Annotated in this window: 7 protein-coding genes; 4 read left to right on the forward strand and 3 right to left on the reverse strand. The window is 39.1% G+C overall.

Translation table 11 applies throughout. The features are described from left to right. The first annotated feature begins 370 nt into the window (after nucleotides 1–370). Nucleotides 371–2,641, forward strand: coding sequence for a C10 family peptidase (locus tag PLE33_08855; protein ID HPS61349.1), 2,271 nt, complete (start codon nucleotides 371–373; stop codon nucleotides 2,639–2,641). 464 nt (nucleotides 2,642–3,105) lie between these two features. Here the strand turns inward: PLE33_08855 and PLE33_08860 are convergent, their stop codons facing one another. Genes PLE33_08860 through PLE33_08870 form a run of 3 tightly spaced genes read right to left on the reverse strand, consistent with a single transcriptional unit; the run spans nucleotide 3,106 to nucleotide 5,436 of the window. Continuing rightward, nucleotides 3,106–3,735, reverse strand: a complete 630-nt coding sequence (locus PLE33_08860) for a lysophospholipid acyltransferase family protein (protein HPS61350.1) — start codon at nucleotides 3,733–3,735, stop codon at nucleotides 3,106–3,108. After that, nucleotides 3,728–4,873, reverse strand: a complete 1,146-nt coding sequence (gene lpxB, locus PLE33_08865) for a lipid-A-disaccharide synthase (GenBank protein HPS61351.1) — start codon at nucleotides 4,871–4,873, stop codon at nucleotides 3,728–3,730. The genes PLE33_08860 and lpxB overlap by 8 nt, the downstream gene beginning before the upstream one ends. Next, on the reverse strand, nucleotides 4,870–5,436 hold the full coding sequence (locus PLE33_08870; GenBank protein ID HPS61352.1) for a small multi-drug export protein: 567 nt from the start codon (nucleotides 5,434–5,436) through the stop codon (nucleotides 4,870–4,872). Before PLE33_08870 ends, lpxB begins: the two co-directional genes overlap by 4 nt. Nucleotides 5,437–5,702: 266 nt before the next feature. Between PLE33_08870 and PLE33_08875 the strand changes: the two genes are divergently transcribed. The 3 genes from PLE33_08875 to PLE33_08885 all read left to right on the forward strand — a co-directional run bounded on the left by PLE33_08875 (nucleotide 5,703) and on the right by PLE33_08885 (nucleotide 8,363). Further along, entirely contained in the window at nucleotides 5,703–6,062 is a 360-nt protein-coding gene (locus tag PLE33_08875; GenBank protein ID HPS61353.1) for a DUF2089 family protein, read from the forward strand. After that, on the forward strand, nucleotides 6,059–7,435 hold the full coding sequence (locus PLE33_08880) for a DUF4097 family beta strand repeat-containing protein (GenBank protein ID HPS61354.1): 1,377 nt from the start codon (nucleotides 6,059–6,061) through the stop codon (nucleotides 7,433–7,435). The genes PLE33_08875 and PLE33_08880 overlap by 4 nt, the downstream gene beginning before the upstream one ends. Nucleotides 7,436–8,168: 733 nt before the next feature. Beyond that, nucleotides 8,169–8,363, forward strand: coding sequence for a hypothetical protein (locus tag PLE33_08885; protein HPS61355.1), 195 nt, complete (start codon nucleotides 8,169–8,171; stop codon nucleotides 8,361–8,363). Nucleotides 8,364–8,563 lie beyond the last annotated feature (200 nt).

Genomic DNA, 8,563 nt, shown 5'->3' on the forward strand with positions numbered 1-8,563 from the left:
TGGAAGAGTAGGTCGCCGCCATCGCTAACGGCGTTTTTTGTTGCTGAAAATGCAAAAAATAGAATAGTTTAGAACTGGAGAGGGCAAAAGGACTGGAGGGATTTATTTTGTTGTTGCGTAGATAGGTTTTATGCTTTATTATATTATTTAGGTAGTAGAATAAAAATGCACGGATGTTAGAAATGCTTATTCGGATTAGTGTTTTACGGTAACAGAAAGGGATTGTTAGCGTGAAGATGATTGGAGAGTTAAAGTTAGGATAGATAGAAGAGCGGGTAGGGATAGTTAAAAGAGTAGTATTATCCTGATTTGTGGAATACTTCGTGCATAGAAAGAATATAGTGAATTAAATATATATCCTGGAGGATAAATGAGATTAACTCAAAACCGATTAGCAAGAATAGTTATTCTGATTGCGGGTTTATCCCTGATCAGTATTAGTATGTGGGCTGCTTTAGTGCAACCGGAGAATGCTTTGCTGGCTGCTAAAAACTACCTGAAAGGTATGGGGTTAAAGCATCAGGTTTATACTGATAGTGCTGAGCTTTATACTTACAACGGGGGAAAACTTCTGCCTCTTGAAGCTAATAAAATTGCGGCAGTGGAGCCGGCTCTTTATTATATTAGTTATACCAATGGTAATTATGCCGTTGTCTCAGCTGAGGATAATTTCTATCCTGTTTTGGCATATTCAGATGAAGGGATTACAACTTTAAAAAGTTTACCACCTGCTTTTTATTACTGGTTGGATAGTTATGCGGCACAAGTAATGCAGATAAGAGAAGCCAAGCTTTCTTATCCTGAAAATGTCCAACTTTGGCAGAAGTTACTTAGCGGCACTTACAGTAATGCGAGCAAAAATGAGCGTGCGATTAGTCCATTAGTGACTACAATGTGGGATCAGGGTTGGCCCTATAATGCTCTTTGTCCGGCTGATCAACAAGGTCCCGGTGGTCATGTTTATGCCGGTTGTGTTGCCACGGCAATGGGAATGGTGATGAAATATTGGAATCATCCTCAAACCGGTGTAGGTAGTGATAGCTACTATTGTGCCGGTTATGGTTATCAAAGTGCCAATTTTGGAAATACCACTTATTTATGGGATCAGATGAATGATACTGCCGGAAGTGACTATATACCCATAGCAACTTTATTATATCATTTGGGGGTATCTGTTCACATGGGTTATGCCGTAGATGGTTCCGGAGCTCAAAGTTCTGATGCTGCAGTTGCTTTGGTGGATCATTTTCGTTATCCCGGTGCGCAGTATATACAAAAATCAAGTTACAGTGATACTAATTGGAACAGTTTAGTTACCGCTCAGATAGATAATGGTTGTCCTGTTTATTACAGTGGCTATGATCCTGTAGAAGGTGGTCATGCTTTTGTTGCTGATGGTTATGATGTTGCCAATCATTTTCACTTTAATTTTGGTTGGAGCGGTAGCGGTAATGGCTATTTTTACACAACTAATATAAGCGGTTTTACACAAAATCAGGGTGCAATTGTTAATACCATTCCTGAGAATTACAGCATAGCCAATGTGCCTGTCCGGATAACAGCTATGGATACTAATGCCGGAGATAATTTTACCGTTAGTATCAAAACGAATCCTCTTCTAGGCAGTTGGAATGTGAATCATTACGATTTTAACTTTTACTATGATAATTCTTTCGTAGATTATATAGGATATTCCGTCTCTGGAACTATTTCCGAAACAGGCACAACTACCGTTTCCGAAAGTTCTCCCGGGGTAATCAGCGTGGATTGGAATAATGCCAGCAGTGTTATTGGTGGAGGTTTATTGATAAACTTTACTTTCAGAGCCAGAGATGTGGGGGACTATCTGTTCTATATGAGTATGAATTATAACACTACTCCTATTACCAATGTGAATGATATAATGGTTCATTCTTCTGCTCCCGTAGCTACAATTGCCGAAAGTCAACTATCTTTAACCAATATTATGCACCTTGCATATAATACAATTGGCAGCACTCAACTGAATACAACTTATTTACTTCCTTCCTGGAATATCAGACATTATCAAGGCAATATAAACTATAATCCAGCCAAACTTGAATATGCGGGAATTACTACCGAAGAAACAATTAGTGCCGGTTGCGAAGTTAATGTTGATTCCTCTACTTCAGGAGTTATAACTATTACTGCCAATTCTACTGCTGCTCTATTTGGTTCGGGACCGCTAATAAAAGTTAAATTCAAAGCTATAGGCAATACCGGTTCTATGTCTGTAACGCAGATTTCCCTAAGTGATTTCTTATATAATACTACAGCCATAGCGCAAGTTGGTTCAGCCAATGTAATTCTTTCTGCTTATACAGACATTGAAGACGAAGTTATCGCAGTTCCACAACCCAAGCTGGAAGTGTATCCTAATCCGTTCCGGGACAATGCAGTTCTGAAATTTACAGGAACCAGCAAGGCAACAGTGCAAGTAGAAGTTTATAACCTTAAAGGACAGCTGGTAAAAGAATTGCAGATTAGTGATCCGCTAAATTCACAAATTCAATGGAATAGAATTGATACCAAGGGTAGAACTGTTGCGGATGGAATATATTTCCTGCGTTGGCAGCAAGGAGAACAAAGTGGCACTAATAAGGTGTTAATAATCAAATAAATATAATGTTTAATAAAATGAAAGCCCCTGTTGTAAGGGGCTTTTTTAATTTCCAGACATTTGTTGACCGGGAGGTCAACTTTCCGAAAAAAGGGTAAGAAGTAGTTGACCAGGAGGTCAACTTTCCGAAAGAAGGGGTGAAAAGTAGTTGACCGGGAGGTCAACTTTCCGAAAAGAAGCGGGAGGTAGTTGACCAGGAGGTCAACTTTCCAAAAAAAGGGTGAGAAGTAGTTGACCGGGAGGTCAACTTTCCGAAAAAAGGTTGAGAAGTAGTTGACCGGGAGGTCAACTTTCCGAAAAAAGGGTGAGAGTTGTAATGAGCAGAAGGAATTTACCAATCTGATTTCCCTGATAGTAGTATTAGGGTTTGTTATGAAACCTTCTATCCCTCTTTACTAAATATACTACTGCTCTTTGTCTCTTTGTTCAATAAACTACTGCTCTTTGTCTCTTTGTTCAATAAACTACTGCTCTTTGTCTCTTTGTTCAAAAAGAGTATTTCTTTCGTGTTTTGCCAAAAAATCCCGAATCTCTTTTTCAGCTCTCATAAAATCCTCCTTACTCTGCACCGGAATTGGATCGGAGTAAATCATTGTGATTTTAGCAAAAGGTTTGGGAAAGCGAAAACGATCCCAGGATTTAAACAGCCATTCTTTATCGGCATTAACTGCCACAGCCACTATCGGAATTTTTGCCAGATAGGCAATTTGGAATAAGCCCGGATGAAAGGTGTAGCAGGGACCCTTCGGACCGTCTGGAGTAATAGCAAGAGAGATTTTTTCGGCTATTTTGATCATTTCTCTCATTGCCGCTGAACCCTTAGAAGAACTTGAACCCCGAATGGGAACATATCCCAGCTCGGACAATGGTCCCGCAATTAATTCTCCATCCTTGGAAGAAGAAACCATAACAGCAGCGCCGTGATAAATTCTTTGGAGAGTCATCAGCAAAAGATTTCTATGCCAGAACATATAAATGCAGCGAAGATTATCGGAGGACTCTTGATTGATTACTTTAAACTTGATGGTTTTGCGTAAAAGTAAGAGCAACCAGGCACCCAGTTTTCGTTCCAGATAGAATAGTATTTTAGCCATAGGTATCAAACAGGTGATGGATTATTTTAGGCATTTCTATGGAGGGATGCTTATCGCTTAACATTGCTCTCAATTTAAGAAGTTCTTTCCGAATGGCAGCATTTTTTTCCGGATTATCCAAAATCCGTTTGCAGGCATTGTAGATATTCTCAGGGTTCATATCTTTTTGAACCAGTTCAGGTAGAATATCGGCATTCAAGACAATATTAGGCAATCCTATTTTTTTTATGCGGACAAAGTGTTTGCCAATCAAATAGGAAAGCCAGGATGATTTATAACATATAACCATTGGCGTTCCGATGTAGGCAGCTTCCAAGGTTACGGTTCCGGAAGTGCAAATAAGCGCTTCACAGTATTTCATCATTTCATAGTTATAGCCATCTATAAGCTTGATCTGTTTATAGTTTTCAATATAGCTCATATACAGTTGGTGATTTACACTGCGGGATTTGGAAAAGAGTAGTTCATATTCGTTAGTGTCCCACTTTGCCACAGTTTTCAAATAAACCGGCAGCATTTTAGTTATTTCATTATTTCTGCTGCCGGGGAAAAAACCGATCCACTTCTTATCAGGATTAATACCAAAAAAGCGGGCAAAGGACTCACGGTCAAGCTCAAACTTTATTTCTTCAGCTATAGGATGGCCTACATAGACGCTATTGATATCGTGAATTCTAAGTAGTTCTTCTTCAAAAGGCAGAATGCAAGCCACATAACGAACGGAATCCTTCAGCTGATAGACCCTTTTATGCTTCCATGCCCAAAATTGAGGACAGATAAAATATAGCACCGGAATACGCATTTCATCTGCCATTTTGGCAATTCTTAAATTCAAACCCGGATAGTCAACCAGGATAGCAAGGTCAAATTTCTCTGTAGAAAACAGTTTACTTATTTTCTGCTGCACTTTGAAAAAGAAGAAAAGATGTTTTAACACCTCCACAAAACCCATAACGGCAAATTTATCAAAAGGAAAGATTGGCTTCAAACCCTGCCTTTGCATCCGCGGTCCGCCAATACCAATATGAGTGAGATTGCCAAATTTATCGTTTAATGCTTTCATCACCAGTTCGGAATGCAAATCGGCAGAACTTTCCCCCGCCAACCAGAATATTTTATAGCTATCTTTCCGAATCATAAAGCTAAAGTCCCCATTAACGATAAGATAGTAACGATTACCGCAGCAATAATAACTCCTCCAAGAATACAAAACATTGAACGCCAAAATCTTAACCCAAATATATTAGCTGCTAAGGCACCTGTCCAACCCCCGGTTCCTGGAAGAGGAATACCTACAAATATAGCTAAACCGATTTCTTCATATTTTTCTATGGATTTACTTTTCTTTCGGGTTCGGGTAAACAACCATTCAGTAAATTTACGCCCAATCTTCACTTTACTGATAAGATTAAAAAACCAGTCAATCAATAACAAAATGAAGGGGATAGGCAGCATATTGCCAATGATGGATAAAACTGCTGCTTCCAACCAGGGAATATTAAACAGGAGAATAGCTACAGGAATACTTCCCCGCAATTCAATTACTGGAATCATTGAAATTATCACTACAATTAACTCAGGTGCAACACCTTTCTCTTTCAACCAGGCAACTGTTTTATCAGCTGTTGTGTTACAAAACAGGGGCTGTGATAGAATTATTATCAACAGCGTTAGCAGAATCTTTTTTAACAGGTTATTCAACTTTGCTCCCTCAATCGCTTTATGATAAATCCATTTGTAGAACAGCTATATTTTGTCAATAATTTGTGTATCCGTAATGTTGACATCCCTGTCAACCCAAGCCCCGTAAAGTTGACATCCTTGTCAACCCAAGCTCCGTAATGTTGACATCCTTGTCAACACTGTAAATGCATCATCTATCCCTCAACCTTAAAAATATTAATATTCCTCTTGACAAATCCTCAATAATGTTTATATTGTCTTTTAGATATTTGAAGGAGATTAATATGTATTTGGCAACCTGTCCTATTTGCAAAGGTGAGCTGAAAATTAACGAACTGCACTGTCCTCATTGCAACATAAGTTTTAAGGGCAGTTTTGAAAATAGTTGGCTGGCAGAACTGGATGCCGGTCAATTGGAGTTTATCCGTTTATTTTTAATCGTTCAGGGAAACCTGAAGGAGCTTCAAAATCAATTGGGAATATCCTATCCCACAGTAAAAAATCGCTTAGGAGAAATTATCGGAATAATCACTAAAAAAGAACCTGTAACCGATACGGTGATTGATATTCTTTCCGATTTAAATGAGGGCTTTGTAGATGTAGAAGAAGCAATTTCTATGATTGAACAAAGGAGGAAAAAATGAACAAATTCAATCTGGAGAAAAAATGGGTTTTTGAACCCTTGAACAAAGTAGTGATTGAGAATCACTTGGCTAAATTATTCTTACAGGCAGGTGCCGAAAAAGAAGTTTGTCTGCAAGGAACTATCAATTTTAACCGTTTTCAGGACGATTTCCATGCAGATGATAATATTCAATCTGATTATCAGGAAGGGGTTTTAAAGATTAGTTTACCGGAATCTGATTCTGATGAATTCAGAGATGCTGTTTTTACGGTAACCATTCCTGAAGGTGTTTATCTGCAGATTATAACAGATAATTATCCTGTAAACTTGGATAACCTGACAAACAAGCTTAAAGTTCTAAATGAAAATGGTCCCGTTTATCTGCAAAACTGTAAAGGCGATATGCACCTGGAAAGTGAAAATGGCTTAATTCGCCTGTCTAATTGTGAAGGGGACATTTTTGCCAAGTTGGAAAACGGTCCCTTTTACGCTTCCAAAATTAGTGGCAAGACATTGCATCTGGAAAATGAAAACGGTCCTGTAAAAGTGCGGGTAAGTTCATATCCCGAAGTAGAAATAACTTCCGAAAACGGACCTCTTTATTTGGAAACCGTTCCTCTGGAAAATGGCAATTTTCAGTTAAAGACCGAAAACGGTTCTATCAATCTGATTCTTCCCGATGATTTTGATTTTGCTTTGCAAGCCATTACTCAATGGGGTAGAATTAAGACCTCTATAGATTTACCGGTTACGGTTGAGGATAATATATACTCCATCCAGAACGGCGAAGGAAAAGTTAAAATTAAGGCAATCACAGATAACGGCACAATTAAAATTAATGCTGAATCACGGCTAAATCTGGACTTTGTGAAATATAAGATGGAGCAAATTAGAATTGCTCTGCTGAAAGTGAACTCCGAAGAAGAAAAGCAGAAAGTGGTGGAAATGGTTAATAAGGTCGTTGCTTACATAAATGGTATTGCCGGCTCAATTAAAGAGGAAAATATAAAGGAAAAACTTACTACCGCTACTGCTAAACTGAAGGAATTGATAGAGAACTTTGATTTCCGCGCCACTAATGACAAAGTGCTCAAGAATTTGGAAGATATTGTCACGCAAATACAGGATGCCCTTAAAGAAGGAGTTAAAAACCTGCGTGAAAGTGTGTATGACTTCAAAAAACATCATTTTCATACCGAATCGGTAACTGCCTATATTAAAAAAATTCTGGATTCACCTCAAATTAAACCCTATCTGGGAGGAGAACACAAGAAAAAAGAAAAGGAAAGCTCTATAGACCATAGCCGAATGAAAATTCTGGAAATGCTGGAAGCAGGAAAAATTACTGCCGAGGAAGCAGAACGGCTGTTAAAAGCTATTGGGAAAGAGTAAAAAGGTCGGGAGGACGAGAAGTCCAGAAACCAAGAAGTTGAGAGGTCAAGAGGAATGCCTGCTGTGACTTAAAACCGGTTTTTAATAGCTAGGTCAAAATTTTTACACCTGCAGCATATTTTTTACCTGCCTTCGCTTTACACAGTCAGCCCAAAGACCGGTTTTGAGTTACAGCAGAAAAAGCAGATACAGTGTGGATGGCAATAAAAAATGATACGAGTTAGCAAGCGAAAAGTGATACACCTGAAAAAAAATGGGAAAACAAACTCTTCGCCTTTTACTTTTTGCTTATAAGCCCCTTAGAGCGACACAATAATAGCGATGGTGGCGTAAGTCCCTCGGAAAATTTTCCGGAATAAACGACGTCCTCGTCGTTTCCTGTCCTCAATGTAAGTTAAAGGGAATTAAAATGTTTAGAAGGTTTAGAGGGTTGATGTTTCTTATGAACGACGAGGATGTCGTTCTTCCAAATAAAAAAAGCCCCTAAGGGCGAGATCGGATGGTTGACCTCCTGGTCAACCCCTTCTTGTGCTTGAACGACGAGGATGTCGTCCCTCCGAAAAAAAAGCCCCTAAGGGCGAGATCGGATGGTTGACCTCCTGGTCAACTCCTTTTTGTGCTTGAACGACGAGGACGTCGTTCTTCCTGAACAAAAAGCCCCTAAAGGCGACACAATAATAGCGACGGCGGCGTAAGCCCCTCGTAGTTATAAATTAATAATATCAAGGAGAAAATGCCTGCATCGTTTTGTCATTTGGCTGTTCATATCGTTTTTTCTACCAAAAATCGTAAGACCTGGCTGAAAAAACCACTTGCTGAAGAAATGCATGCCTATATCTATGGTTTAATTATAAATTTAAAGGGCATACCTCTTGCCATTGGTGGAATTGAAGACCCCATATTCTTTGCCTGGTTCCTAAAGAACTAAGTATGGTGGAATTTATAGCAAAATTAAAAGCATATTCCAGTAAATGGTTCCGGGAAAAGACCAAATTGTATTTTCATTGGTAGGATGGTTATGCTGCATTTCCCGAGGGGCTTACGCCACCATCGCTATTTTTGTGTCGCCCTAAGGGGCTTTTGGGCAGAGGGCAGAGAGCGGAGAGATATTTTTCTCATTTCCCGAGG

The sequence above is a fragment of the Candidatus Cloacimonas sp. genome, assembly GCA_035403355.1.
In the GTDB taxonomy this organism is placed as follows: Bacteria; Cloacimonadota; Cloacimonadia; order Cloacimonadales; family Cloacimonadaceae; genus Cloacimonas.

What these genes read in the sequence shown, in the direction of transcription:
- PLE33_08855 (HPS61349.1), top strand. Translation starts at nt 371, where the DNA reads ATGAGATTAACTCAAAACCGATTAGCAAGAATAGTTATTCTGATTGCG.
- lpxB (HPS61351.1), bottom strand. Translation starts at nt 4,873, where the DNA reads ATGATTCGGAAAGATAGCTATAAAATATTCTGGTTGGCGGGGGAAAGT.
- PLE33_08875 (HPS61353.1), top strand. Translation starts at nt 5,703, where the DNA reads ATGTATTTGGCAACCTGTCCTATTTGCAAAGGTGAGCTGAAAATTAAC.
- PLE33_08860 (HPS61350.1), bottom strand. Translation starts at nt 3,735, where the DNA reads ATGGCTAAAATACTATTCTATCTGGAACGAAAACTGGGTGCCTGGTTG.
- PLE33_08880 (HPS61354.1), top strand. Translation starts at nt 6,059, where the DNA reads ATGAACAAATTCAATCTGGAGAAAAAATGGGTTTTTGAACCCTTGAAC.
- PLE33_08885 (HPS61355.1), top strand. Translation starts at nt 8,169, where the DNA reads ATGCCTGCATCGTTTTGTCATTTGGCTGTTCATATCGTTTTTTCTACC.